The following is a 25,980-nucleotide window of genomic DNA, read 5'->3' as shown; positions in this document are numbered from 1 at the left end:
TTGATGGGTGAGGCTCACGTTTGCGGCCCTAAGTACAAAGGAGTTCTTATGTTGGTCATCCTTGGCTTTGCCATGATAGCGGTGTTCATGACACTGGTCATGACAAAGAAATTAACCCCCGTGGTGGCGCTGATCGTGGTGCCCACCATTTTCGGTCTGTTTACGGGAGCCGGTCTTGGCCTCGGTGACATGGTCATGGACTCCATGAAGAGTCTGACCTCCACGGCCGCCCTGCTGATGTTTGCGATCATCTTCTTCGGCATGATGATCGACGTCGGGCTGTTTGACCCGCTTGTAAAGCTGATCCTGCGGACGCTGGGCAACGACCCGGCAAAGGTTGTAGTCGGCACTGCGGTCCTGGCCGCCGTCGTATCCCTCGACGGTGACGGCTCCACCACCTTCATCCTGACTACCGCGGCCATGCTGCCGATCTACCTGCGCCTGGGATTGAGCCCGGTGGTGCTGACATGTGTGGCTGGCCTGGCCAACGGCACCATGAACATCCTCCCCTGGGGAGGTCCCACGGCTCGTGCGGCCGCGGCGCTCAAGGTCAGCCCGAGCGAAGTGTTTGTCCCCATGATCCCGTCTCTGGTGGCCGGCATGATCGTCATTTTCTTCTTTGCCTGGCACCTGGGCGTTCGCGAACGCCGGCGCCTGGCCCTGGCCGGGAACCTTTGGAGTGGGGAAGCCAAGAACGACGCCGGCACTGCCGTTCCCGCGAGCGGCGGCAATGCCGGTCCGACCGGTAGCGCGCCAGCCGGTCCGAGCGGTAGCGCGCCGTCCGGTCACGACGGCGGAGTGTTGGCCGCCGTGGGCAGTGGCGGATCCGCGTTGACTGTGGGCAGGCCCCGCTCCGCAGCCCAAGCCAGGTTCGACGCACAGGTGCTCGCCGTTGCGGAAAGCGAAGCCGACACCGTCAATGCGAGCCTCGCCGATTCCCAGCTTGATCCGAACCGGGCCACACTGCGGCCCCGGCTGTTTTGGTTCAACCTTGCCCTCACAGTGACCGTCATGGTGGTCCTGGGCATGGACATCCTGCCGCTGCCCTACGTGTTCATGGTGGGCTCTGCCGTGGCACTGATTGTGAACTTCCCCAACGTCAAGGCCCTTGTCTCCCATGCCGGCAGCATCGTCGCTGTGGTATCGATGGTCATGGCCGCGGCCGTGTTGACAGGTGTCCTTAGCGGCACCGGCATGGTGGACGCCATGGCCGCCTGGCTGGTCAGCGTCATCCCCACTTCGATGGGCCCGTACATGGCGGTCATCACGGGCCTACTGAGCATCCCCATGACGTTCTTCATGAGCAATGACGCCTTCTACTTTGGCGTGCTGCCGGTCCTGAGTGAGACGGCCGCCCACTTTGGGATCGACCCGGCAGCCATGGCCCGCGCCTCCATTGCAGGACAGCCCGTGCACATGCAAAGCCCCTTGGTGCCGGCCATCTTGTTGCTGGTTTCACTGTCGCGGGTGGAGCTGGGCGACCACCACAAGAAAACCCTGTGGCGCGCCGTGGTGGTTTCCCTTGTCATGCTGGCTGTGGCCATCGGGATCGGCGTCGTCCCCTGGGGATGATGGTGCGCGGATAGGCTGGGGGCATGGGATCACCGGAATTCATCGTCAACCTCCGCAAGAAGATCGGCCACGACCCCCTGTGGCTGCCGGGCGTGCGCGGGGTGGTGTTCGACGCCGACGGCCGGGTGCTGCTGGGTGAACGCTCGGATACCGGAGGTTGGGCACTGATCACCGGCATCCTGGAGCCGGGGGAGGAGCCCGGACCCGGCATGTTGCGCGAAATCTTCGAGGAAACGGCAGTGGTGGCAAGGATTGAGCACCTGCTGGGCATTGCCGCCGTCGGCCCTGTCACCTTCCCCAACGGCGATGTCTGCGACTTTTTGAACATCGAGTTCATCGCCCGTCACGTCAGCGGAACGGCGTGTGTGAATGATGACGAATCCCTTGCAGTGGGCTGGTTCGCCCTCGATGAGCTGCCGCCCCTTCGCCCCGGACACTTGGCCTGCATCCAGCGCGCACTTGCCTTCGACGGCGAAACCCACTTCCAGCGCGAGTAGGCCCGGGGGCCACTAGCGAAAAGGGACGGCGCTGGCGCATTAGGACGGCCGTCTACCGCCGGCCGAATGCGCCAGCGCCGTCCCTTGCCGCACGAAGCGGTCGGGGAGTTAACGCAAAAGGCGCGTGCCGCCGTCGAACGTGAAGTACGACGGCGGCACGCGCCTTGAGGCTATCCGGCTACTTTTGTTCCGGGTCTTCCTTCGTCAGCAACAAGGTGTCCGTGCCTTCTTGCTCCGTGTCGTCGGCATTCGCCTCCGAGGTGGTGCCAGCGAGGCGCTCGGCTTCGAGGCGCTCGGCCTCCTCGCCGCCAATGGCTTCCCCACGGGCCACCATGCCGGAAGTGTCCGACAACGGGATGACCTTCATGAAGATGGCCAGCACCAGAGCGATCACCATGAACGGGATCAGGTACCAGAACACCGGCGCCAGGGAATCGGCGTAAGCGTTGATGATGCCGTCCTGGATGACCTGCGGCAGCTGATGCAGGGCCTGCGGATCCAAGCTGGACATGGCACTGCCGGCTTGTTCCGGTGAAGCGCCACTGGCAGTGAACACCTCCTTGAGGGAGTCCGCCAGGCGGGTGGTGAACATGGCACCAAACACAGCCACGCCCAGGGCCGAACCCACTTCGCGGAAGTAGTTGTTGGTACTGGTGGCCGTACCAAGCTGGGCAGCCGGCACCGAGTTCTGCACCACGATGACCACAATTTGCATGATGAAGCCAAGGCCCGCACCAAACACAAACAGTTGCGCACAGATGACCCAGATGGGGGTTTCGGCGGACAGCGTGGTCATCCACAGCATGGCCACGATGGTCAGCACCGAGCCAATGATCGGGAACGCCTTGTACTTGCCGGTCTTGGACATGCGGATACCGGACCAGATGGAGGTACCCATCAGGCCAACCATCATCGGCAGCATGAGCAGGCCGGATTCAGCGGCTGAGGTGCCGGATGACATTTGCAGGAACGTCGGCACAAACGCGAGGGCGGCGAACATGCCCATGCCCAGCACAAAACCGATGGCCGTGGAGTTCAGGAAGATCGGGTTCTTGAACAGGGACAGCGGGATGATGGGATCTGCGGCACGGGATTCGGTGAAGATGAAGAGTGCGACGGCGGCAATCAGGCCCGCGCCCCACGCCCAGGTGGTCAGCGAGGTCCAGCCGTCGGCCTTGCCACCAAAGTCGGTGAAGAAGATCAGGCAGGTGGTGGCGATGGACAAGAACACCACGCCCATGACGTCGATCTTCTTGGTCACCTTCTTGGACGGCAGCGTCAACGCGAAGAACGCAACGATGAAGGCTGCAATGCCGATCGGGATGTTGATGTAGAAGGCCCATTCCCAGGTCAGGTGGTCCACAAAGTAGCCACCCAGCAGGGGGCCTGCAACGGCGGAGAGGCCGAAGATGGCGCCCAGGGGGCCCATGTACTTGCCGCGGTCATTGGCCGGGACGATGTCGGCGATGATGGCCTGCGAGAGGATCATCAAACCACCGCCACCGAGACCCTGGATGGCGCGGAAGATGACGAAGCCCCAGAAGTCTGTGGCGAAAGCGCAGCCGATCGAGGCGAGGGTGAAGATGGCAATGGCGGCCAGGAACAGGTTCCTACGGCCAAGTACGTCGCCCAACTTGCCGTAAATGGGCATCACAATGGTGGTGGCCAGCAAGTAGGCGGTGGTGATCCACGTCTGGTGCTCCACGCCGCCGAGCTTGCCCACGATGGTGGGCATGGCGGTGGAGACGATGGTCTGGTCGAGGCTGGAGAGCAGCATGCCCGCAATGAGTGCGGAGAAGATGATCCAGATTCTTTTCTGGGTCAGCAGGAGGGGTTGCCCTGCTTTGATGGCGGTACTCATGGAGTCCCTTCGATGGTCAGCTTTGAGAAAACAAAGAATTGATGGACCGAGGTGAGATTGTCGGCCAGGATTTCGCGGTAGGAGCGGGTGTTTTGCTCCGAGAAGAAAGTTTGACTGGAGCGCCGGCTCATGGAGCCGAAGACGCTCGCCGCCAGGAGTGCAACAGGGGCTTCCATGGGCAGGCCCTCGCGCTGGGCGATGATGGCGGCGAACTCATGTTCGCGGGTTTCGGCGCTGCCCATCATTTTCATCATGAGCTGCGGTTCCATCTTCATGGCGGCGATGAGGTCGTGGAGGTGTTCCCTGGTGAAGTTCAGCTCGTCCGCCATGGCGCAGGTGAGCTCGAACAAATCGCCCAGCAAGGTGGTGGTGAGCCCATTTGGTCCGCGCTCCGCCCCGGACTCGGAGCTGCCGCCAGCCAGGAACGTGGCCATGGCATCGGCGGGGAACTCGTCCAGGAGGTGGCCCACGATGGCGTCTTCCTTGGACGGGAAATAGTTGAAAAAGGTGCGGCGGGAGATGCCGACTTCTTCGCACAATTGCTCAATGGTGAAGCCGTTGAGGCCTTTTTGGGCAGTCGCGAGCCGGGCCGCCGTCGTAATGGCGGACCTGGTTGCTTCGCGTTTACGTGCCCGCAGTCCATGCGAGGCACAAGATTTTGCACTTTCAGTCACAAAGTAAAAGTTTGCACTATTTATCTCAGAGTGCAAAATGTTGCAAGAGTGAAGTTAATCACTCAGGCTGGAAGTGCGTCGGGCCGCTTACCTTATGCGCAAAGCGGCGATGGGGGTGATGCGCCAGTGGACTCGCTGCGCAACGCTAGGGGTTCGGCCCTGCGCATAAGTGAAGTAGAGGGGACGACGACGGCGGGTGGCCTCCCTAAGGAAGACCACCCGCCGAACCGTTGGGCCAACGCACCGTGGGCCACCACTACCGAACCGTTGGGCCCACGGCCCCGTGGGCTACCACTACCGAATTGTTGGGCCCACGGCCCCGAGGGGCCCCAACTGGGCTCGCTAGCGAGCCCAGTTGGGGAGGGGCCGGGGACTACTGCGGGGGACGGGTCATGGACAGTACGTCCAGACCCTTATCCAACTGCTCCATGGTCAGTTCGCCGCGCTCCACGAAGCCCAGGGCCAGCACGGTTTCGCGGATGGTGAGGCCTTCCTTGACGGAGTGCTTGGCGATCTTGGCGGCGTTCTCGTAGCCGATGTACTTGTTCAGCGGGGTCACGATCGAGGGGGATGCCTCGGCCAGGAAGCGGGCGCGCTCCACGTTGGCGGTGAGGCCGTCGATCATCTTGTCGGCCATGACGCGGGAGGTGTTGGCCAGCAGGCGGATGGATTCGAGCAGGTTGGCGGCCATCACAGGGATGCCGACGTTCAGTTCGAAGGCGCCGTTGGTGGAGGACAGTGCAATGGTGGTGTCGTTGCCGATCACCTGGGCGGCCACCATGATGGCAGCCTCGCAGATGACGGGGTTGACCTTGCCGGGCATGATCGAGGAGCCGGGCTGCAGATCGGGGATGGCGATTTCGCCGAGGCCCGTGTTGGGGCCCGAGCCCATCCAGCGAAGGTCGTTGTTGATCTTCATGAAGGAGTAGGCGATGTTGCGCAGCTGGCCGGAGGCCTCGATCAGGCCATCGCGGTTGGCCTGGGCTTCGAAGTGGTTGCGGGCCTCGGTCAGCGGCAGGCCGGTGTCGGCGGCCAGCAGGGCGATCACGCGCTGCGGGAAGCCGGCCGGGGTGTTGATGCCGGTGCCCACGGCGGTGCCGCCCAGGGGAACCTCGGCCACGCGGGGCAGAGATGCCTGGATGCGCTCGATGCCGTAGCGGACCTGTGCCGCGTAGCCGCCAAATTCCTGGCCCAACGTGACAGGGGTGGCATCCATCAAGTGCGTGCGGCCGGACTTGACCACGGTTGCAAACTCGTCAGCCTTGCGCTCCAGCGAGAGGGCCAGGTAGTCAAGGGCGGGGATGAGGTCGTTGATCAGCGCGGAGGTTGCGGCCACGTGAACGGACGTCGGGAAGACGTCGTTGGAGGACTGCGAGGCGTTGACGTGGTCGTTCGGGTGAACCGTCTTCTCGCTGCCGGCGGCCTGCAGGGCGCGGTTGGCCAGGGAGGCCAAGACCTCGTTCATGTTCATGTTCGAGGACGTGCCCGAGCCGGTCTGGAACACGTCAATCGGGAAGTCGCCGTCGAAGTCGCCTGCGGCCACCAGGTCGGCTGCGCCTTCAATGGCGCGAGCCAGATCCGCGTCCAGGACACCCAGTTCGGCGTTCGTGGTTGCGGCGGCCTTCTTGATGCGGGCCAGCGCCTCAATGTGGGCGCGCTCCAAGGTGGTGCCGGAGATCGGGAAGTTCTCCACGGCGCGCTGGGTCTGGGCGCTATACAGGGCGTTGACCGGGACCCGGACCTCACCCATCGTGTCGTGTTCAATACGGAACTCTTGTGCGGGGGCCGCGGCTTTTTCAGTCATGCCTCCAACCTTATCGCCGGTGCGCGCGGAGCCAAAAACTTTGGCCCCGCTTAAACGCCACGGACGACGCCGGAAGCCAAGTTCCGTCGTCGTCCGTCCTTCGCTGAATCCCTAGAGGTCCAGGGAACCGTTGCTGTAGACCAGATCTGCGCGGCCGTCGTTCAGGCGGTAGGTCAGGCCCACAACAGCCGTCTTTTGGCGGGTGACCGCGCTGGCGATGATGGGGGAGTTCTCAACCAGGCGGGCGGCCGTCTGTTTGACGTGCTCGACGATCATTTCGGAGACATCACTGTTCGGGTCCTTGCGCAGCGACGTCAGCACCGACGGGGTGATGCGCTCCACCAGGTCGCGGATGAATCCGGCCGGCATGGCGCCGGTGGCGACGGCCGACTTGGTGGCTGTCACGGCCCCGCAGTTGTCATGACCCAGCACCACGATCAGGGGAACTTGCAGGTATTCAACGCTGTACTCCAGCGAGCCAAGGACGGTGTTGTCGATGACATGCCCGGCGGTGCGCACCACAAAAGCGTCACCCAGGCCCAGGTCAAAGATGATCTCGGCGGCCAGGCGGGAATCCGAACAGCCGAAAATGACCGCGAAAGGCTGCTGGTTGGACAGCAACGATGCCCGGCGTGCCGCGTCCTGGTTCGGGTGTGAGGAACTGCTCTCCACAAAACGCCGGTTGCCGTCCATCAAGGTCTCCCATGCCTGCGCAGGGGTTTTCATGGGGGTGCTCACTGCGTTGCTGCTGTCATCGCTGGCAGTCATCTATTTTGTGCCCTTCGTAGCGTCATCGGAGGAGATCGGTGCGGACTTCAATGTCTTGGTGGTGGCCGCGGCAAGGACGTCAAATTCCTTGAAGTCAGCCGTTCCGGTCAAGACGGTGGTGATCCCATCCTTTGTCAGCACCAGGCTGCGATCCCCCTTAGGTTTATCACGCAGCTCCCAGGTGTATCCAGCAATGGTGCGCGTGCCCGTAACAGGGGCGTCCTGTGCCTGCGAGGAAGTCCAGGTTGGATTGGCGGTGATCGACTGCTTCATGGCAATGAAAGTGTTGGCGCGGGTCACGAATCCGACGTCCCAAAAAGCCACCCCATCTGCGCCCGGACCGTTCCAGCGGGCGTAGTTGGCGTACCAGCCCTCCGGCAGCTCAGGGGCGGTGGGGGTGAAACCGGCGGTGTCGGCCGCATGGGCCGAAATGGCGGCCACATCAACGGGCTGCCTGTACGTTTCCGCCTTTTGCTGCGGATTCAACCACACGATGACCATGACGATCGCCACTGTGGACAGCATGGCCAGCAGCATGCCAATGATGGAAGCATTGGCCCGTTTTGCCGCAGCAGCGGCGATCACGGGCTTGACGGGGGTGTTCTGGGGGGATTCGCTCACGGTTCATTGTCCCAGAAATGTTTGCACGCTGCGCCGTGGCATAACTCACGGGGTTTATGTACGCATTAAGACTGCAAACTGACGCGTTCCTCTATGATGAAGAACGTAGGTGACCATATGGGAGGGGCGTGCACCGTCGCACGCAAGGACCCGATACCTACTTTGAAAATGAGGTTTTTACGTGGTTCATAAAGCAACACAGGCAGATTACTCACAGCTTTCCCACAATCTCGCAGTGGGCGACGACGAACCGGACCGCAACCTCGCACTTGAGTTGGTGCGCGTCACCGAGGCCGCCGCCATCGCCGGTGGCCACTGGGTTGGTTTCGGCGAAAAGAACTTAGCGGATGGTGCAGCAGTTGACGCCATGCGTTCTCTCCTCTCAACAGTCCACTTCAACGGTGTTGTGGTTATTGGCGAGGGCGAAAAAGATGAAGCCCCCATGCTGTTCAACGGTGAAGTGGTGGGCGACGGCTCCGGGCCCGAGTGCGACGTCGCCGTGGATCCGATTGACGGCACCCGCCTGACAGCCATGGGCATCAACAACGCTTTGGCCGTGCTGGCCGTGGCCGAGCGTGGCACCATGTTCGACCCCTCCGCCGTGTTCTACATGGAGAAGCTTGTCACCGGTCCGGAAGCGGCCGACATGGTTGATCTGCGCCTGCCCGTCAAGCAAAACCTGCACCTGATCGCCAAGGCCAAGGGCGTGAAGGTCAACCAGCTCACCGTCATGGTGCTCGACCGCGACCGCCACCAGCCGCTGATCCAGGAGATCCGCGACGCCGGCGCCCGCACCAAGATCATCCTCGACGGCGACGTTGCCGGCGCCATCGCCGCAGCCCGCGCCGGGACCGGCGTGGACGCGTTGATGGGTATCGGTGGCACACCCGAAGGAATCGTCGCAGCTTGCGCCATCAAGACACTGGGTGGAGTCATCCAGGGCCGGTTGTGGCCCACCAGCGACGAAGAAAAGCAGAAGGCGATCGACGCCGGCCACGACCTGGACCGGGTGCTCTCCACCAACGACCTCGTCACGAGCGACAACTGCTACTTCGCGGCAACAGGCATCACCGACGGCGACCTGCTCAAGGGCGTGCGCTACAGCCAAGGCCGCGTCCTGACCCAGTCAATCGTGATGCGCTCCAAGTCCGGGACCATCCGCTTCGTCGACGGCGAACACCAGGCCGCCAAATGGGAGACCTACGCCCGCCGCAGCTAGACGCGTTTCACCCGCCGCCGGTGGTCGGCTGGGGCTGGCCCTGGACCGGCAGTTCCTCGGCGACTTCCCGACCCACGGCCGCGGGCGGCCTTAGGGTCTCCTTGACGTCGCCTTCGAAACCACCGACCGGCTCCGGGTCCTTGGCTCGCCGGCGCCGGATCGGGGCTGATGCTCCCAGCCGGTAGGGTGAATGTATGACTTTCAGTGTTGTGCCTTGCCATGTCCGCGAACAGTGGGACTCCGCCGTCAACAGCCAGCAGGGGCACCCCATGCAGTTGTGGGGTTGGGGCGAGACGAAGGCAGCGCACAATTGGAGCGTCGACCGGGTCCTGATCAACGACGCCTCTGGTGACCTGGTTGGTTCCGCCCAGATCTTGTTGCGCAAGCTGCCGTTCCCTTTCCGTTCACTCGCGTACCTGGCGAGGGGACCACAAGCAGCGGCGGGCCGGGAAATCGAGGTGCTGACCGCCGTCGCACATTACGTGAAGACCACGCACAAGTCGGTGGCCCTGAGTATTGAACCTGACTGGGACGAGGAAAGCGTTGTCACGGCGTCGCTCCCGGCATCCGGGTGGCAGCGCAGCCAGAGCACCATCCTGATTCCGCGCACTTTGATCCTGGACCTGACCCGCAGCGAGGACGAACTGCTCGGTGCGATGTCGAAAAAGACACGCCAGTACATTCGCAAGTCGGGGCGCGAGGCGTTGGAATACCGGGAAGTCACGGCCCAGGAACTGCCACAGTGCCTGGCCGTGTACAAGGAAACTGCGGCGCGCGCAGACTTTGGCATTCACGCCGATGACTACTACTTGGACATTTACAACAACCTCGGGGCCGGCTCGCCCGTGTATGCAGCCTTCGATGGCGAGACCGTGGTGGCATTCCTCTGGCTGGCGGCCAGTGAGGCGACAGCGTTTGAACTCTATGGCGGCATGAACGACGCCGGCGGCAACCTGAAAGCCAATTTCTCGCTCAAGTGGCTTGCCATCCAGGAGATGAAGGCCCGCGGGATTTCCCGCTACGACTTCAACGGCCTGCTCAACGACGGCGTCTCGAAGTTCAAGTTCGGTTTTGCCGACCATGAGGACATGCTGGCGGGGACCTGGGACAAGGGGCTCTCACCGCTGTACCCGGTCTTCGCCAAGGCGTTGCCGCTGGCGCGCAAGGGCATGCGGAACGCCCGCGGGCTACTCAAGCGGTAAGTGCGGCCGTGAGTGCGCAGCTGATGCGACTTCTGGCCCCGGAAGTCGCATCAGCTGAACACTCACCGCAAGTGCTGACCCTCCAAGCGTCGCAGCGCGCGGCGGCACCCTCCGGACTGTGGTTTTGGGCGATTTGGTGGCCAAAAAGCCCCCGATATCCACAGATCTCGTGATCAGCCCAGTACTCGGTCCCGGAATGTTCTCAAGCGAGTAGTAGTAGTGGCATGAGCAAACTCCGACCTCTGCCGCTGCACCTACAACAGCGCCCGTTCACTGTCGCTCAGGCCCGTGGAGCGGGGTTGACGCCAGCACGAACCCGATCCCGGGACCTATGGACACCCAGCAGGGAGATTAGGCTTCCGCGAAATACTGTTTTCGCCTTGTTGGACTCTTGCCGTGCCCATACATCCGTGACAACGTCCAGCTTCATCAGCCACGTCACCGCGGCCAAGATTCACGGCTTGTTCCTGCCACCTCGCTTCGACGATGCTCAATGTTTGGATATCGCTAGGCCACGCGGTGATTCGGCACCCAGACGGCGACATGTCACAGGACGCCGCCTGGTTTTGGGGCCATCGGATTTGGTGATCGTTGGCGGGGTTCCTGTCACTTCCGTGGCGCGGACGCTAGTCGATATTGCACCACTGCTCACCATCGAGGAACTCGTGGTCATCGCAGACCAGATAGTTTGCGAACATCACAGCAAGTGCGTTCCTCAGAAAGTGGCGATGGTTGAACTGGGCGCCCTCAACGCGTACATTGCCCAGCATTCTGGCGCGCGCGGGATGCGCCGTTTGAGGGACGCAATGGATTTGGTCCGGGTGGGTGCGGATTCGCCGCCGGAAACCAGGCTCCGGCTGATCATCGAGAGATCGCCGTTGCCGAAATTTGAGCCCAACGTAGAAATATTGAATCCGGAGGGAACCGCCGTGGTGGCCCCGGATTTGGCCTGCGAGGAGTACAAGACGTGCGCGGAATACGATGGCAGGCATCATTTCACTCCGGCGCAGCAGACTAAGGATCACGACCGAGACTTCGTGACAGCGTCACAAGGCTGGCACCAGGTGCTGATCAACAAGGACGACATGAACGCTGGGGAACTGGTGGTGGTCACAAAGCTTGCGCGGATGCTGGTGCGCGGCGGTTGGCCGGATCCGCAGAATCTGGCAGGCCAATCACTGTTGGGTGCCCTCAACTCTCGGCGGGACTTCGGATGACCGACGTCAGTGTGCAGCTGATGCGACTTCCTGAGGCGTAGCTCGCATCAGCTGAGCACTCACCGAAGCGGGCAGGCCTATCCGGCGACAGTGACGGCGAAGACCACGGAGGGCTCTCCGCCGGCATCCGCATGGGGGTGGACCATGACGGGATTCTCGGTGGCCGGGACAAACACGCTGCCACCACGGGGCAGAACCATGTCCCCGCGCGGGGAATCTAGCAGCACCGAACCGGACACCGCCAGCACCAGCAGCGGGCCGTTCTGGACCAAGGGGACGGGCTCGGAATCGGCGGCGATCTCCACACGTTGCAGCGCGAACTCGGCGAACGGCGGCTCCCACACGTGCTGTCCCAGGTCCGTGGTGCGGGTGGGAACAAAGGGTACGGGGGTGGAGGCAAAATCCACGGTTTCCATCAGCTCGGGCACATCCACATGCTTGCCCGTCAAACCGCCACGCAACACGTTGTCCGAGGACGCCATGACTTCCAGCCCTAGCCCGGAAAGGTAAGCGTGGATGTTGCCGGCGGGCAGGTAGACCGCCTGGCCGGGGACGAGGGAGATGCGGTTCAGCAGCAAGGAAATCAGCACGCCGGGATCGCCGGGGTACTGTTCGGAAAGTTCGACGACGGTGCGCAGGGACGTGTTCAGCTCACCTTCTGGAACTCTCGCCAGAGCGGCAGCTGCCAGGTTCACGAGGTCCGTGGCCGCGGCGCCGCCGTCGATGAGTGCTTCAAAGGCACGGCGAATCACCATGGGCTCGGCCATGCGGGAATTCAGGGTCATGGTGAGCTCGGTCAGAAGGTCCGGCACAGGGGACCCCGCGGCCGTGAGGGCCTCGGCCACCGCGCGGAAAAGATCGGCCGCCTGACCGCAGGGCCGAAAACCGCACAAGGCCTCAAAGTTGGTGAGGGCGAAGATCATCTCCGGCTTGTGGTTCTCATCCTTGTAATTGCGGTGCTGCGCGTCCCTAGGCACACCCTCGGACTCTTCATCGGCGAAGCGTTCCCGCGCCTTCGCCAAGGTGGGATGCACCTGCAAGGAAAGTGCCTTCTCTGCAGCCAGCAGTTTGGTCAGGAAGGGGAGCTTGGCGCCAAATGCCGCCACGGCGTCCTCGCCCAGCATGGCAGCGGGGTGGGCCGAAATGAGTGAATCCAGTGCTACCGGGCCCTCTGCGGTCATCGCCACGGAGGGAGAATCCGGGTGGGCACCCATCCACAACTCGGCCTCGGGACCGCCGCTGGGGGCGGTGCCCAGCAGTTCAGCAATTGCGGAGGGGGAGCCCCACGGGTAGTCACGCATGACGTTGGTAAGGGCGAACATTGTTCTCTCCTAGAGGGTAGATGACCGGACTGCTAAAGGATCAGGCCCACGGCTCCGAACTGTTGGGCCCGCGAGTCCGATTTATTTGGGCCGGCAAGTGGGGACTAGCCCGGCGAACACGTTCCGTTGTTCGCCAAAAGCATGAGCAACATCGAATCGTTGCCGTCGATGGCCAGTTGCTGCAGGTACGCCTCGGTGATGGGAGGGCCGCTGGTGTCAGGAACGGGTGTCTGCTCCGCTGGTGCCTGCGGGGCAGCGTCGGCGGGGGGAGCCGCCTCGCTGGAGGTTCCGGCGTCGTCCGCTTTCGGTGCAGGCGCGGCAGGCGTGACGGCAGCAGGATTCAAAAGCTCCTGCACGCGCTTGTGAACGGCATTGAAGTCGGGGTACGTGGAGAACGTCTCGGGGAAGTCCGGGGGCCCGATTGTCAGCCGCGCCAACGGGTGGTTTTTCGCTTTCAGGGCCAGCGAGACAAAACTGCCCAACTGCCCGGCCGGAATGTCGGATTCGATGACCTTGGCACCGGCGTCGGCGATGCTGTTGAACTTGGTGAGCACCGTGGCGGGGTCCATTTGCTTGAGCATGGCGGCCTGGATGCACTGCTGGCGCTGGCTGCGGGAGTAGTCCAGCACCCACTGGCGGGAGCGGGCGTACCAGAGCGCGTGGTAGCCGTCGAGGGTCTGCAGGCCCGGGGCAATCCAGCCGGTGGGAGGCTCATGCCGATCGGTGCCGGGGATGTCGTTGCCGGTCAGCGGGACCCAGCCTCCGACGTTGATCTTCACGCCGCCCAGGGCGTCGATCAGCTTGGAGAATCCTGCCATGTCCACCAGCACATAGCCCTGAATTTTCAGGCCGAGGATGCCGCCGGCCGCGTCCATCATGGCCGCCGCGCCCGGATCCTGGGCGTTGGGATAGAGGTCCTTGTGGTCGTTGGTGACGTCCGTGTACAAGAAGTTGATGATGCAATCATCGCCGCAGTTGTAGCCGTCGGGGTAAATCCTCCACAACGGGGAATCGGGGGAGAACTGCGCGTTTTGCAGGTTGCGCGGGATGCTGATGGTCGCCGAAGCACCGGTTTTGGCGTCCACGCTCACCACCACGATGGAGTCGGGGCGGCGTCCGGAACGGTCCTCGCCGGCGTCGCCACCCATCACCAGGAAGTTGTAGCGGCCATCCACCGGCGCCATGTCTGGTCCGCTGGCGAAGATGTCCGTGATCGCGTTGCGCCCGGAATTGATCAAGAACGCCCCGTAGCCAAGGGATCCGCTGGTCAGCACCATGAGCACCACCAACGCCGCACTGACGATCCCGCGCATCCCCGGAGCCAGCAACGTGGGCCGAATAATCATCAGCGTGTTCAAGAACATGAACGCCCACCCCACAGCCACCGCGGCGAGCACCACAATGATCATCAGCGAGGTCACGGGGTTGGTAAAGAGGTTCAGCAGGGTTTCGCGCTGCACCAGGGCAAGCACGACGGCGGCAATCACCAGGGCCCACACCACCAGTGTGCAGCGCAGGGCAAGGCGGCCAAGGCGCTTGTTGCCCGCAACGATTTGGGCGCTGCCCGGCAGCACCAGCGTCAGTATTAACAGCAGCCAGGCACGCTTGGAGCGCACGGGAGCAGGCGCCGACTCGGGGTAACGGACAGGGTTCGTTAACACGGGCGGGCGGTTGGACGCGCGCGATACCTTGGGGCTGCTAAAACTCATGGGGCGGTTCTACCGACGCCCGGCCGCGACGGAGAGCGGGTAGTTTGCGCCAGCCTTTTCGCGCAGGGCGGCACCCTTGGCGGAGGCCTGGTCGTTGAGGCTTTGGGCAAAATCTGCCAGCTTGCTGGCAAGCCCGGCAGCCAGCTCGTCTGTGCCGGAGGCCAGCATGCGTACGGCTAGCAGTCCGGCATTGCGGGCACCGCCAATGGAGACGGTGGCGACGGGAACGCCGGCAGGCATCTGCACAATGGACAGCAGCGAATCCATGCCATCAAGTGTCTTCAAAGGTACGGGAACCCCCACCACCGGCAGGGTGGTGACCGAGGCGAGCATGCCTGGCAGGTGGGCGGCGCCACCAGCCCCGGCAATGATGACGCGAAGGCCGCGCGATGCTGCCTCGGTGCCGTAGGCGATCATTTCGGTGGGCATGCGGTGCGCGGAGACCACATCGGTTTCAAAGGGGATGCCAAATTCGGAGAGGGCGGCGGCTGCCGCTTCCATCACCGGCCAATCGGAATCGGAGCCCATCACGATGCCGACCAAAGGCTTCAGGGGGGTGGAAATCTCACTCACAGTTCTTCCTTACTGTCCGTCGCGGATAATGTTTGCCACAGTGGTGGCACGGGCGCGGACACGGTTGACGTCGTCGTTCTTTGACCCAATCACGTTCACATGGCCGATCTTTCGGCCGGGGCGCACCGACTTACCATAGCTGTGAACCTTGACAGTTGGCTCCGAGGCCAGTGCCGCCGCATAGGCGCCGAACAGGTCCTGGTTTGCTCCGCCCAGGAAATTCTTCATCACCACGATGGCGCCGAGGGCGTCGGTGGCACCGAGGGGAAGGTCCAGCACGGCCCGCAAATGCTGTTCGAACTGGCCGGTGATGGCACCGTCCATGGTCCAGTGCCCGGTGTTGTGCGGGCGCATGGCCAACTCGTTGATCAGGTAACCGGGGGCGCGGTTCGGCGTTTCAAACAATTCCGCAGCCATGACGCCAGTGACGCCCAGTTCCCCGGCAATCTTCAGCGCAGCAGTTTGTGCCTGCAGGGCAACCTCATCGGGGATTCCGGGGGCGGGGGCGATGACCTCATCACACACCCCGTCCACCTGGATGGACTCCGCCACGGGCCAGGCGCGTGCCTCACCGGAAGGAGTCCTGGCCACCAGTGCGGAAAGTTCACGTGAGAACGGCACCATCTCCTCCACCAGCAGAGGCGACATGGCCTCAAACCAGCTGGCGGCAGCTGCCGCGTCGGACTCGGATTTCAGAATCTTCACACCCTTGCCGTCGTACCCGCCGCGAGGCATTTTCAGCACCACCGGCCAGCCGTTGGCGGCACCAAAGGCGGTGATTTCGGCCACGCTGGTCACGGCCGCCCAGGCCGGATTGGGCAGGCCCAGACGCTCGATGGCGGCACGCATGACCAGCTTGTCCTGTGCATTGATGAGCGCTGCCGGGCGCGGCTGAACATTGACGCCCTCGGCGATGAGTGTGAGCAAATGCTCATTGGGGACGTGTTCGTGGTCAAAAGTGAGCACGTCGACACCGCGCGCAAACGCACGCAAAGTGTCCAGGTCGCGGTAGTCACCTACCGGCGCCTGGGCCACGGCAGCCACTGCTGACACGTCAGGGGCTTCCGCTAAAACACGCAATTCAAAACCAAGGGCCACGGCTGCGGGGGCCATCATGCGGGCTAGCTGCCCGCCGCCTACAACGCCGATTACAGGAAAAGTCACAGTCCCCAGAGTACCGAAAGAGTATGCTGAAACCTGCTTTTGGGCTTTCCAGGAGCAATTTTTGCCTACCGCCGTCAGGTGCCCGTGCAGCTACGGCCTAGAATTTAGGGTGGGACGAACCGCCAGAATCCATTTTGGCGGTGGTCGCTACTCGGAGGAACATGTACCAGAAACTAACCGCACGCATCAGGGGTCTCTTTGGCCTGTTCTGGCGTGAAGTGGCTAAATTCGGCCTCGTAGGCGGTATCGCCTTTGTCATTGACTCCGGCATTTACCTCTGGCTCCTCAACGGTTCCATGAGCGGCCACCCCACCAAGGCAAAGATCGTCTCGGCACTTGTCGCCACGGTATTCTCCTGGTTGGCCAACAGGTACTGGACCTTCCGCCACCGCCGCCAGGCCAACATGGTGCGTGAAGTAACCATGTTCGTCATCATGAACGCGGTGGGCATCGGCATCGCCAGCGCCTGCGTGTACATCTCCCACTGGGTGCTCGGCTTTCAAAGCACCCAGGCTGACTTCATCGCCGGATCCGTCATTGGCCTGATCCTGGGCACCATCTTCCGCTTCTTCGCCTACCGCTTCTGGGTCTTCACCGAAGAGCTCGACGCCGAGCCGGGCTTTGCGGACGACCACAAGCTCATCGAGGCCGACCCCAAAGCTTAATAGCGCCCATCCGTGGCCGTACGATCCCACGTTGTCTTCGCGAGTGCGCAGATAACGTGGGATTTTTGCTTGTTACTCACGTTATCTGCCCACTCGAAGATCCGTGGGCAGTGTTATCCGGCTGTCACGTTTTCCACTGTTCGCAGATGGTCTGTGGCCGGGACCGTCGGATCCAGCAACACCACGGAGCCCCCGGCCGCCCAAATGCGTAATGACGCGCGGACGACGGCGTCCCAACCGTCTGCGGCCTGCAGCAGGATCCGTTCGGGGCCGGCAGTAGCACCCTCAGCCGCCAGGAGCTCGGCGTAGGTGACGGCACCAGCCTGTGACTCCCAGGCGGCTGCGTCCTCGGACGGGGCGGCGTCGGCAAAAAAGACGTCGGAGTGGGCGCGAACACCCCCGGAATAGTCAAGTGCATCTGCCGGCAGTTCACCGATCCACCGCATGGCCAGGGCGGGCAGTGCTACGGCGACAACAAACGGCAGCCTGCCTGCCGCGTTGCTGGCCGCCAGTGCTTCGGCAGGGCGGGTGGTGACCACGATGTCGGCCAGGCGGGATCCGGCGTCGGGCGGGCTCTGGGGGAGCGCAGTTGCGCCAACGGCCCAGCTTGCCAATAGCCAGACAAGGGATCTCCAATGCACGGGCATGTCCACGGCAACAACGGTTCCGGGTTCGGCATCCAACTCATCAACAAGATAGTTGGCTGTCTTGGCCACCCAATTTTCCAGGACTCGCCCTGACAATTCGACACGCTCAGAATCCGGGCCGTACCAGGTCAGCCGTGGCGACGTGGCGTTCTGGGTGCGAAAAGCGTTCAAAAGGTTTTCGATGGTGCGCAGTGGTTGAGCCATGAAACCGATCTTTCCACGTCCGTCGGCAAAAGTATTTCCTTCGATTTTACAAATTGCAAGTCGAAACATGAAATACGTCACACTCGTGTCATGTTCGCAGTCGAAAAAAGCCCGGCAACCCGTGAAAATACTCAGGAAGCACACAGCTTGGGAAGCGAAAGGGCTAAACCCCGGCGAGTAACAGGATGAAATCGCCGGGCGTGGCGTGCCACTTCAATACGGCAATGCATGGATATGATCCCCTGCCCGCTTGACGTCAGCGACTTACATAGATGTAATTAGAGCCACGAACCGCCGCCAAAGGCACAAGAACCGCACATCGCGGCCAAAATTCGTTATGCAGCAACATTCAGGAGGACGATCATGGGGCAAGCGCAGCTGAGTGTGACAAACAAATTTAATGAGTCCGAGGAAAGCCAGGCAGCGGCCAGCCGCAGCTCCCGTGGGGTGCCTTCAGACTGGTTCGTCGATCCTGCCGATCCGTTGGCCGCAAAGTCTTTTGAACAAGCAAACCGAGAAGCCTTGGAGGATGCGGCCACCGCGTTCTTGAAAGAGCACAACGACGACGACGAACTCGATGGCCAGCAGCTGGGTGCCGGGGAAGATCTGACGCAGAAGCCGGGCGTCCTAGCCCCGATCTGGATCGGTTTACGGCCCGGTCTTGACGACTTCAGCGACGAAGGTGAACTAGGCTGGCAGACGGATGCTTTGTGTGCCCAGACCGATCCGGAGGCGTTTTTCCCGGAAAAGGGTGGGTCCACGCGTGACGCCAAAAAGGTGTGCGGTGCTTGCAATGTCAAGGCGCAGTGTCTGGAATACGCTCTTGCAAATGATGAGCGGTTTGGAATCTGGGGCGGCCTGTCCGAGCGTGAACGCCGGCGGCTGCGGAAACGAGCGGTCTAATTCTTGAAGCAGTAAAAGTCACCGCCGTTCTGGTTTCCCACAACGGCGGCGCCTACCTACCCACTGTCCTAACGGCCCTGGCCCATCAAACGCGGCCGGCCACTGTGGTCCTGGGCGCAGATGTCGATTCAACGGATAATTCCGGGGAATTGCTGCGTAAGGAACTGGGCGAACGCAACGTCATTTCCTTCGACGGGCGCAAAGGCGGCTATGGTGCCGCCGTCAACGCCGTGTTGGAACACCAGAAGCGCACTCTGACTGGCCACCTGGTGGGTGCCCCGGCTTCAGCTTCGTCCGCGAACGACGCCGGTTCCTCCGCATCGTCAGCCTCCTCGTCGGCGCCGTCCCCGACTCCGGAATTGGGTGCCCAGGAGTGGATCTGGCTGCTGCAAGACGACGCAGCCCCTGCCCCGGATGCGCTGGAAAAGCTGTTGGAGGCCGTGGAACGCTCCACCACCGCCACCGTGGTTGGTTGCAAGCAACTGGCATGGGACCAGCCGCGCCGCTTGGTGGATGTGGGGCTGATAGCCAACAAATGGTTTGACCGCTTCACCATGGTCAACCTTGATGAGCTAGACCAGGGGCAATACGACCACCGCTCGGACTTTTTCGCCGTCAACGCCGCTGGCATGCTGGTGCGCCGGGACGTCTGGGAGAAGCTTGGCGGCTTTGACCCCGCGCTCCCTGGGCCCGGAGACGACATCGACTTCTGTGCCAGGGTCCGCTTAGCCGGACACCGCGTACTGGTGGTCCCAGGCGCGAAAATGTTCCATGCAGTGCACCGTGCCAACGCCTTGGGCGCACCGTCGGCGGCCCGCAAGGCGGCCATTTTCATTCGTTTGAAGCACGCACCGCTGTGGCAGGTTCCGTTCCTAGCTGTGGGAGCCGTCCTTTCGGCCATCTACTGGCTCTTTGCCGGCTTCTTGCTGAAGGCTCCCGGGCACGCCGTCGCCATGTTTGCCGCGACCTTCGCCGGGGTCATGCGTCCCATGGCCTTGGCGCGTAGCCGTGCCGCATTAGCCCAAACAAGGATTCATCCGCGCTCGGCCCACAAGGGTCTGATGGCCGGCAGGGAAGAGTCCCTGAACCAGCTCAAGTCCCTGCGTGAGGCGGTGGGTCCCGACGACGACGCCGCGGACCACGATGCGGCCATGCCGTCCATCCTGGAGCCGACAGGTGATGCCCATAACGAGGCAGTGACGCCTTTGGTTACCGGCAAGACTGCGCCGATTGTCAGCGGACTGGCTCTGACCCTGGTTCTCACGCTTTTGGCCCTTGTGACCCTTTCACGCCTGCTCGGTGCCCCCGCGTTGACGGGCGGCGCCCTGCTGCCGCTGTCCGAGCAAATTGGCTCGATCTACCAGCACGCAACCGACTGGTGGATTTCCTTGGGATCGGGCCTGCCAGGGCACGGCAGCCCGTTCAACTATGTTTTGCTCGTCCTTGCCGCAATCGGCCTCGGCAATGGTTCCACAGCCGTCCTGTGGCTGGTGGTGCTGGCCGTCCCGCTCTCCGGGTTCGCCGCATGGCTGGCCGCAGGGGCGTTCACTCGCAAAAGGTGGCCGCGTGTCATCGCCGGACTGATCTGGGCTGGCGCACCGGTGCTCCAGACGGCACTGGGACAGGGGCGCTTGGGCGCCTTGCTGGCCCACGTGCTGATTCCACTGGTCGTCCTGGGACTGGTCCGCGCTGCCGGCGGCGCCGTTGGTGGGAAATCTGGATCCGCGGCAGCCAGGAAGGCTGCACAGGCATCCGCCACCGTGAAGCTTGGCCGGCCCGGCGTTGACGGCAACCCGTCCTGGACGGCCGCTGCCGGTGCCGGACTGGCACTGGCGGCCCTCACAGCCGCTGCGCCCAGCCTTTTCCCGTTGGCCATCATTGCCGTACTTGGAGCAACGCTGGTCCTGGGACGCAGGGGCAGGACCTTGTGGTGGTCCCTGGTGCCCTCGGCAGCCCTGTACCTGCCCTTCGTTTGGTCCGCGATTTCCACTCCACGGGCACTGTTGGGTGATCCTGGAGTCCCATTGGCCGGCACTCCCGGCCCACTGTGGCAGCAACTCTTGGGTTTCCCTGATGCGGTTGTTCCCTCCGGCAATCTCCTGGGCACCGGCGCCATTGCCACAGAACCAGTGTGGACCTGGGCGGCGGTCTTGATCATTGGCGTCCCCGTGGTGCTGGTGGCGCTGATCGCCTTGCTTGCACCCCTGCGACGTTCCGGAACTGTCCGGACGCTGTGGCTGGTGGCCGTCCTGGCGCTTGCACTTTCCTACGGCACCAAGCTGATCGCCGTGGCCGTGGAACGCGATACCTTGGTCACGCCGTTCAACGGCCCCGCCGTCTCGGTGGCGCTGTTCGCCCTCCTGGGAGCCGCACTGTTGGGATTCGACGCCGTCTATCGCGGAGCGTACGACGCCCCCGAGGTGTCCAGAAGGGTGCGCGGCGGTGCCGAAGCCTCTGGTGTTTCGCGGGGTAACCGCGGTGCTCGCGTGGCCGCCGCGGTCCTGAGCATGGTGCTGGTGGCCGGTCCCGTAGTCAGCTTGGCGCTGTGGAGCTCCAACAGCCTTTCAGGCAGTGCGACCAGCTTGGCCGGGACCACCCTTGTTAAGCCGTTGACAGCCGGAACCATCCCGGCCACGGCCGCCGACAGGGGCACCGGTCCCGAGGCGAGCCGCACCATTGTGCTGCGATTGCTTCCCGACGGCGGTGTCCAGGCGACTCTCATGCAGGGCGCTGGCACAGTTCTGGACACACTCTCCAGCATTGCCGCAGCCCAGACGATCACCGGCCGCCCGGGAGCAGAGACAGTGCAGGATCCCGACGCGGCAACGCGGATGCTGCGCGAAACCGTAGCAGCAATGATGGCGAAAACCGGCATTGATCCGCGCCCCGAACTCATGGAACTCGGTGTGGGTTTTGTGGTCCTGCAAAACGGTGACACCGCGGCTGAACTTGTGGCCGGCGAGCTGGAGGCAGTCCCCGGGCTGGACACCGTGGGGCCCACCGATTCCGGTTGGCTCTGGAGGGTCAAGCCCACCTACCAGGACGCCGGCACCACGGACGTGGTGACCCGGGTCAGGTTGGTTGACGCGAAGGGTACGGCCATTGCGCCGCTTCCCTCGGCCGGACAGAACGTAGACACGTCCGTGCCGGAAGGTGCGCAGGGCCGCCGCGTGGTCCTCGCTGAACGCTTTGATCCGGGCTGGAGTGCCTGGCTTAATGGTTCTCAACTGAAGTCTGTGCAAGATGGTTGGGCCCAGTCGTTCGAACTGCCGGCCACCGCTGGAACCCTTGAAATTCGTTATGTACAGCCCTGGAACACCGTGATGAGCCTGGTGCAGATAGTCCTTCTTGGACTGACTGTGCTGCTGGCCATTCCGCTGCGGGCACGGCGTGGCCGGACCGGTTCATACCGGGACGAGGCGTCCTTGCAAAAGGTAGGTAGAGGTGCCTGAGGATCAAGAATCCAAGGACCAGTTGCTCGGTGCTGTCCCTGAAAAGGACGTCGCCGTGAAGACCCCATCGCGCAAGGCGCGCAAGAAACGCCAGAGGCGGTGGCCCCTGGTGGTCGCCGGATCAGGCACAGCCTTGCTGGCCGTTGCGGTGGTGGTTGCAGGCTCGGCATTGCCGGGAGCGGACGCCACAGCCCGCATCACCGCCAACGCGCAGGTGCTGCCCGTGGGCGTTTCCCTGGCGAATTGTGCCGGGCCCACCCAGTTGCTCAGCGGCTCTGCTGCAGGGGCCGATCCCGAGTTCTCGGCTGGTTCCTCTTCCACCAAGTCGTTGTTGAGCGCTGTGGTGCTCAGTAATGACGACGGCGTTCTCCCCGGCGCCACTGCTGGCCGCCTGGATGAGAAGGCCGTACCGCTTTTCACACTTTCCAAGGCGCCGGAGGTTTCGGCGGATGCCAGTGCCGCCGCGTCTGCGACACCCAGCCTGGCCCCGGTGACGGGCGTGGCGAAGGGCAAAGCCGCCGTCGAGCGTGACAAGGATGTGGACGGTATTTCTGTGCTGCGCGCCTTGCCGCTGGGCGGGCAAAATTCGCGCAGTGCCGGCGCAGTTGTGGTCAATGCCAGCGACGGCGACCTGAAGGGGCTTGCCGCAGCCACCTGCCAGCTCCCTGCCAACGATCTTTGGTTGAGCGGTGCCAGCACAGTGGTGGGCCGCACGGCGGTTTTGACGCTTGCCAACTCCACCGGTAGCCCAGCCACAGTGGGCCTTGAGTTTTACGGCGCCACCGGTCCCATCCAGGCCCCCGGGGGCAAGGGCTTGGTGGTGGCTCCGGGCACCTCACATTCCGTGGTGCTCTCCGGACTGGCACCAGACCAGAAGCTACTGAGCGTTCACGTCAAGAGCACCGGCGGGGCTGTCTCCGCCGTCATCCAGCAGTCCGTTCTGCGCGGATTGACTCCTGGCGGCGTTGATTATCTGGCCCCGGTGCAAGCGCCCTCAACCACGCAAACAATCCCCGGCGTGCGGGTCCAGGAGCCCTCAACGGCTGAGAAAATTTCGACCCAGAGCGGCTATGACGATGCCGCCACGGCGCTGCAGGTGACCGTTCCCGGAGCCACCGACTCCGTGGTGGAAGTCAAGGCATATGGCCCGTCGGGTCAGGTTGCGTTGCCCAACGGCGGAGTGTTCACCGCTCGGGCCGGAAAGGTCAGCGAGCTCCCGCTTGCCGGCCTGCCTCAGGGGACCTATTCAGTTAGCGTGCGCGCGGATTACGCCGTAACGGCGGCAGTCCGGCTGGTCAACTCCACAAAACCTGGCGACGCCGTCGACTTTGCCGTGGCTCCGTCCACTCCCCGTTTGGGTGACAACCACCTTCTGACCTTGCCTTCCTCAACTGACTCGAGCCTCGTGTTCACGGCGCCCACGGGATCCGCCACTGTGACACTGGTGCCGGTCTCCGCTGAGGGTGTGTTGGGTGCAGCGAAGACGGTGGAGCTCAAACCCGGAATCACCAACGTGGTGGACCCCGGAGCGCTTCTGGGCTCTGGCACCGCGGCCGTGCTGGTCTCGGCCGCGGGCGATCCCGCTTTCGGTACACAGTTGTTGGGCAACAAGGACTCGGCAAACGTCGCCGTCCTGCCTATCGCCGGCACGGCCAAGGACTCACCGTCGCTGAACATCGTCACGGGATACTGAGCGGCTTTAGATAGTTCTGCGCTGGACTCCCGGCGGGTTTGGCGCCCGTGATTACGTTGCGGCAAACTGGTGCCGGGTCCAGCGCATAGCGGAAGTGCGCCGCCCGGTCAGCGCCCGCGAAAGCGCCGAAAAAGCGGGTCGACGGTGTCCGGGTCAATGTTCAGCAGCCCCGCCACCTGCTCAATCAAGACCTCATGAACTAGTTCGCGGGTTTGCCAGGGGGCGTCGCACAGGGCCTCCACCGGATGACGGTAGATGACGATTGCCGCCGGCGTAGCGTCCCGGCCAGGGGCGGGGATTGAGGCAGCCCGGTACTTGCCCAAGGGGGCCTGGGACTTGGAGGCAATGATCGCCTCCAAGTTGTCGGGAACTTCCTCCACCAGATACTCCACGTCCTCCAGGGCAGTACCCCACAGTTCACGTAGGCGCTCGGCGGAGTCAACCACCAAATCATCGAACTTCTCGCTCCGTGTACGGGCGGCAGGCAGGCTTGCCGGCATCAAGGCCCCGCGCAGCCCGCGGTCGTGACGGTTACGGCGGCGCCGCGCAAAAGAGCGGGGCAGGACGGCCGGCTGCCCCGAGGCCGCGTCCCCGGTTGCTGCTTCGGTGTCGTTAAAGGTGACACGGAACCCTGGTTCGTGCTGGTTGAACTGCATGATTTCACTCTAGTTCACCTGACCCCAGTGAGCCGTGGAGGGCATTTGCGGCAAAGACGGGTAATCTTATTCATCGTGGGAACCCTTCGTCAATGCACCCGGTCTGCCTGCCGCGAGTCGGCCGTGGCCACGCTGACGTATGTCTACGCCGACTCCACCGCAGTGTTGGGTCCGCTGGCATCCTTTGCCGAACCTCATTGTTATGACCTGTGTGCCAAGCATTCGGCCCGGCTGACGGTTCCGCGTGGCTGGGAAGTCATTCACCTGGCCCGATCAGACACCCCTCCGGCGCCCGGACCCGATGACCTTCTGGCGTTGGCCGACGCCGTCCGTGAGGCGGCCTACTCGGAACCGGACGACGACGGTCCCCAGGCACAGCGCGAAACCCGCGGTTCTCTGGAGCGTCCCTTGATGGCGCCCCGAGGCGTGCCCAGCGGCGGCACCGGACGACGTGCACACTTGCACATCCTCAAGGACTAACGCTTTCTGCATTCGCACGCCTGCTCCGGGTAGCATCGAGGCAAAGCACATCAGCAAGAAAGAAGATCATGGCAAAAATTAGTGAAGCCCTGTTGTCGGTATTGCGTTGCCCCGTGACAGGCTCACGCTTGGTGCAAGAGGGTAGTGAACTCCTCAGTACGGTGCCAGGCCCTGATGGGCAGCCGTTGCGCTACGCCATCGACGAGGGCATCCCGCTGCTGCTGCGACCCGATCAGCTGGCAGGGTAGCCGGGAAAACTCGGGAACATGACGAACTGGCAGCAGATAGACACCCTCAGCAGGTCTCTGCGCGCAAACAACCCCGGTCCAATGACGTTGGAGGGCACCAACTCCTATGTTCTCGGGGCTGCTGATTCGCCCACAGTGGTGGTGGTGGATCCGGGTCCTCTCCTTGAAGAGCACCTGCAGGAACTGGCCGACGCCGGCACGGTGGGGCTGATCCTCATCACCCACCACCACGGGGATCACACCGACGGCAGTGCCCGGCTGCATCAAATCACCGGTGCCCCAGTCCGCGCAGCCCATCCGGACTTCTGCCACGCGGGGGAGCCGCTGGCCGACGGTGAGGTGATTCGCGCGGCAGGCCTGGACATTACCGTGCTCGCCACGCCCGGCCATACCTCCGACTCTCTGTGTTTTGAGGTGACGGGCGACGACGGCCACAGCTCGGTCTTGACAGGAGACACCGTTTTGGGCCGGGGCACCACCGTCATTTGCCATCCCGACGGCCGCCTGGGCGACTACCTCACCTCCTTGGAGAAGTTGCGAATCCGCGGAAGTGTCGGGGGAGTGCGCAAGGCCCTGCCGGGGCATGGCCCTGTCTTGGCCGACCTTGCCATTGCCGCAGCCGGTTACCAGGAACACCGGCGGGAGCGACTGGCCCAGGTGCGTACCGCCGTCGCACTTTTGCAGGCCCGCACAGGGGAAGCCCCTGACGCTGCCGCCGTGACCGCCGAGGTATACGGCGACGTACCCGCAAACGTCCAAGGGGCCGCACAACTCTCAGTGGAAGCCCAGCTCGCGTACTTGCGCGCCGAAGGCACAGGAAACTAAGCCG

23 protein-coding genes are annotated in these 25,980 nt (G+C 63.2%); 12 read left to right on the top strand and 11 right to left on the bottom strand.

Annotated features, from left to right (window positions below):
- The first annotated feature begins 48 nt into the window (after positions 1 to 48).
- A complete protein-coding gene (locus tag CXQ94_RS14200; RefSeq protein WP_104091225.1) occupies positions 49 to 1,572 on the top strand; it encodes a CitMHS family transporter in 1,524 nt (507 codons plus the stop codon).
- Between the two features lie 23 nt (positions 1,573 to 1,595).
- Positions 1,596 to 2,069, top strand: coding sequence for an NUDIX domain-containing protein (locus CXQ94_RS14195; RefSeq protein WP_104091224.1), 474 nt, complete (start codon positions 1,596 to 1,598; stop codon positions 2,067 to 2,069).
- 178 nt (positions 2,070 to 2,247) lie between these two features.
- On the opposite strand, the gene CXQ94_RS14190 is transcribed toward CXQ94_RS14195, so the two are convergent.
- The 5 genes from CXQ94_RS14190 to CXQ94_RS14170 form a co-directional block, all read right to left on the bottom strand.
- Positions 2,248 to 3,930, bottom strand: a complete 1,683-nt coding sequence (locus CXQ94_RS14190) for an MDR family MFS transporter (protein WP_104091223.1) — start codon at positions 3,928 to 3,930, stop codon at positions 2,248 to 2,250.
- The gene (locus CXQ94_RS14185) at positions 3,927 to 4,604 is read right to left on the bottom strand and encodes a TetR/AcrR family transcriptional regulator (protein WP_181034229.1); all 678 of its coding nucleotides are present in this window, start codon (positions 4,602 to 4,604) and stop codon (positions 3,927 to 3,929) included. The genes CXQ94_RS14190 and CXQ94_RS14185 overlap by 4 nt, the downstream gene beginning before the upstream one ends.
- Positions 4,605 to 4,977: 373 nt before the next feature.
- Positions 4,978 to 6,408 (bottom strand): class II fumarate hydratase, encoded by a 1,431-nt coding sequence (locus tag CXQ94_RS14180; protein WP_104091221.1) that lies wholly within the window; start codon positions 6,406 to 6,408, stop codon positions 4,978 to 4,980.
- A gap of 111 nt (positions 6,409 to 6,519) precedes the next feature.
- Positions 6,520 to 7,176 carry a carbonic anhydrase gene (locus CXQ94_RS14175; RefSeq protein WP_306418907.1) on the bottom strand — a complete coding sequence of 219 codons (657 nt, stop codon included), beginning with the start codon at positions 7,174 to 7,176 and terminating at the stop codon, positions 6,520 to 6,522.
- Positions 7,177 to 7,797: a DUF4245 domain-containing protein gene (locus tag CXQ94_RS14170; protein WP_104091220.1), complete on the bottom strand. Its 621-nt coding sequence runs from the start codon at positions 7,795 to 7,797 to the stop codon at positions 7,177 to 7,179. It abuts the gene before it with no gap.
- A 181-nt stretch (positions 7,798 to 7,978) separates the two neighbouring features.
- Between CXQ94_RS14170 and glpX the strand changes: the two genes are divergently transcribed.
- The 3 genes from glpX (at position 7,979) to CXQ94_RS14155 (ending at position 11,435) form a co-directional block, all read left to right on the top strand.
- Positions 7,979 to 9,016 (top strand): class II fructose-bisphosphatase, encoded by a 1,038-nt coding sequence (gene glpX / locus CXQ94_RS14165; RefSeq protein ID WP_104091219.1) that lies wholly within the window; start codon positions 7,979 to 7,981, stop codon positions 9,014 to 9,016.
- A 194-nt stretch (positions 9,017 to 9,210) separates the two neighbouring features.
- On the top strand, positions 9,211 to 10,218 hold the full coding sequence (locus tag CXQ94_RS14160; protein WP_104091218.1) for a peptidoglycan bridge formation glycyltransferase FemA/FemB family protein: 1,008 nt from the start codon (positions 9,211 to 9,213) through the stop codon (positions 10,216 to 10,218).
- A 410-nt stretch (positions 10,219 to 10,628) separates the two neighbouring features.
- Positions 10,629 to 11,435 carry a hypothetical protein gene (locus CXQ94_RS14155; protein WP_258067087.1) on the top strand — a complete coding sequence of 269 codons (807 nt, stop codon included), beginning with the start codon at positions 10,629 to 10,631 and terminating at the stop codon, positions 11,433 to 11,435.
- Positions 11,436 to 11,512: 77 nt separating this feature from the next.
- Here the strand turns inward: CXQ94_RS14155 and manA are convergent, their stop codons facing one another.
- The 4 genes from manA to CXQ94_RS14135 all read right to left on the bottom strand — a co-directional run bounded on the left by manA (position 11,513) and on the right by CXQ94_RS14135 (position 16,203).
- The gene (gene manA, locus CXQ94_RS14150) at positions 11,513 to 12,757 is read right to left on the bottom strand and encodes a mannose-6-phosphate isomerase, class I (RefSeq protein ID WP_104091217.1); all 1,245 of its coding nucleotides are present in this window, start codon (positions 12,755 to 12,757) and stop codon (positions 11,513 to 11,515) included.
- A 104-nt stretch (positions 12,758 to 12,861) separates the two neighbouring features.
- Positions 12,862 to 14,466, bottom strand: a complete 1,605-nt coding sequence (locus CXQ94_RS14145; protein ID WP_104091216.1) for an LCP family protein — start codon at positions 14,464 to 14,466, stop codon at positions 12,862 to 12,864.
- A gap of 9 nt (positions 14,467 to 14,475) precedes the next feature.
- Entirely contained in the window at positions 14,476 to 14,994 is a 519-nt protein-coding gene (gene purE / locus CXQ94_RS14140) for a 5-(carboxyamino)imidazole ribonucleotide mutase (protein WP_104091303.1), read from the bottom strand.
- A gap of 54 nt (positions 14,995 to 15,048) precedes the next feature.
- On the bottom strand, positions 15,049 to 16,203 hold the full coding sequence (locus CXQ94_RS14135) for a 5-(carboxyamino)imidazole ribonucleotide synthase (RefSeq protein ID WP_104091215.1): 1,155 nt from the start codon (positions 16,201 to 16,203) through the stop codon (positions 15,049 to 15,051).
- Positions 16,204 to 16,364: 161 nt separating this feature from the next.
- Between CXQ94_RS14135 and CXQ94_RS14130 the strand changes: the two genes are divergently transcribed.
- Positions 16,365 to 16,868, top strand: a complete 504-nt coding sequence (locus tag CXQ94_RS14130; protein WP_104091214.1) for a GtrA family protein — start codon at positions 16,365 to 16,367, stop codon at positions 16,866 to 16,868.
- A gap of 113 nt (positions 16,869 to 16,981) precedes the next feature.
- On the opposite strand, the gene CXQ94_RS14125 is transcribed toward CXQ94_RS14130, so the two are convergent.
- Positions 16,982 to 17,719, bottom strand: coding sequence for a TIGR03089 family protein (locus CXQ94_RS14125; protein ID WP_104091302.1), 738 nt, complete (start codon positions 17,717 to 17,719; stop codon positions 16,982 to 16,984).
- A 363-nt stretch (positions 17,720 to 18,082) separates the two neighbouring features.
- Here CXQ94_RS14125 and CXQ94_RS14120 point away from each other — a divergent pair, with 363 nt between their 5' ends.
- From CXQ94_RS14120 to CXQ94_RS14110, 3 genes are all read left to right on the top strand, one after another.
- On the top strand, positions 18,083 to 18,622 hold the full coding sequence (locus tag CXQ94_RS14120) for a WhiB family transcriptional regulator (RefSeq protein ID WP_104091213.1): 540 nt from the start codon (positions 18,083 to 18,085) through the stop codon (positions 18,620 to 18,622).
- 149 nt (positions 18,623 to 18,771) lie between these two features.
- On the top strand, positions 18,772 to 22,074 hold the full coding sequence (locus tag CXQ94_RS14115) for a glycosyltransferase (protein WP_306418906.1): 3,303 nt from the start codon (positions 18,772 to 18,774) through the stop codon (positions 22,072 to 22,074).
- The gene (locus CXQ94_RS14110) at positions 22,067 to 23,767 is read left to right on the top strand and encodes a DUF5719 family protein (protein WP_104091211.1); all 1,701 of its coding nucleotides are present in this window, start codon (positions 22,067 to 22,069) and stop codon (positions 23,765 to 23,767) included. Before CXQ94_RS14115 ends, CXQ94_RS14110 begins: the two co-directional genes overlap by 8 nt.
- A 107-nt stretch (positions 23,768 to 23,874) precedes the next feature.
- Here CXQ94_RS14110 and CXQ94_RS14105 read toward each other — a convergent pair whose 3' ends face one another.
- Complete coding sequence (locus CXQ94_RS14105; protein WP_104091210.1) at positions 23,875 to 24,423, bottom strand: metallopeptidase family protein; 549 nt, start codon at positions 24,421 to 24,423, stop codon at positions 23,875 to 23,877.
- Positions 24,424 to 24,498: 75 nt separating this feature from the next.
- On the opposite strand from CXQ94_RS14105, the gene CXQ94_RS14100 reads away from it, so the two are divergent.
- The 3 genes from CXQ94_RS14100 to CXQ94_RS14090 all read left to right on the top strand — a co-directional run bounded on the left by CXQ94_RS14100 (position 24,499) and on the right by CXQ94_RS14090 (position 25,976).
- Entirely contained in the window at positions 24,499 to 24,903 is a 405-nt protein-coding gene (locus CXQ94_RS14100; protein WP_104091301.1) for a DUF3499 domain-containing protein, read from the top strand.
- 68 nt (positions 24,904 to 24,971) lie between these two features.
- Positions 24,972 to 25,151 carry a hypothetical protein gene (locus tag CXQ94_RS14095; protein ID WP_104091209.1) on the top strand — a complete coding sequence of 60 codons (180 nt, stop codon included), beginning with the start codon at positions 24,972 to 24,974 and terminating at the stop codon, positions 25,149 to 25,151.
- An 18-nt stretch (positions 25,152 to 25,169) separates the two neighbouring features.
- Complete coding sequence (locus CXQ94_RS14090) at positions 25,170 to 25,976, top strand: MBL fold metallo-hydrolase (RefSeq protein WP_104091208.1); 807 nt, start codon at positions 25,170 to 25,172, stop codon at positions 25,974 to 25,976.
- Positions 25,977 to 25,980: the final 4 nt, after the last annotated feature.

It is taken from the genome of Arthrobacter sp. GMC3 (genome assembly GCF_002929305.1).
Taxonomy (GTDB): Bacteria; Actinomycetota; Actinomycetes; order Actinomycetales; family Micrococcaceae; genus Specibacter.
Note: the sequence above shows the minus strand (reverse complement) of the source record. Positions and strands in the feature narration are given on the sequence as shown.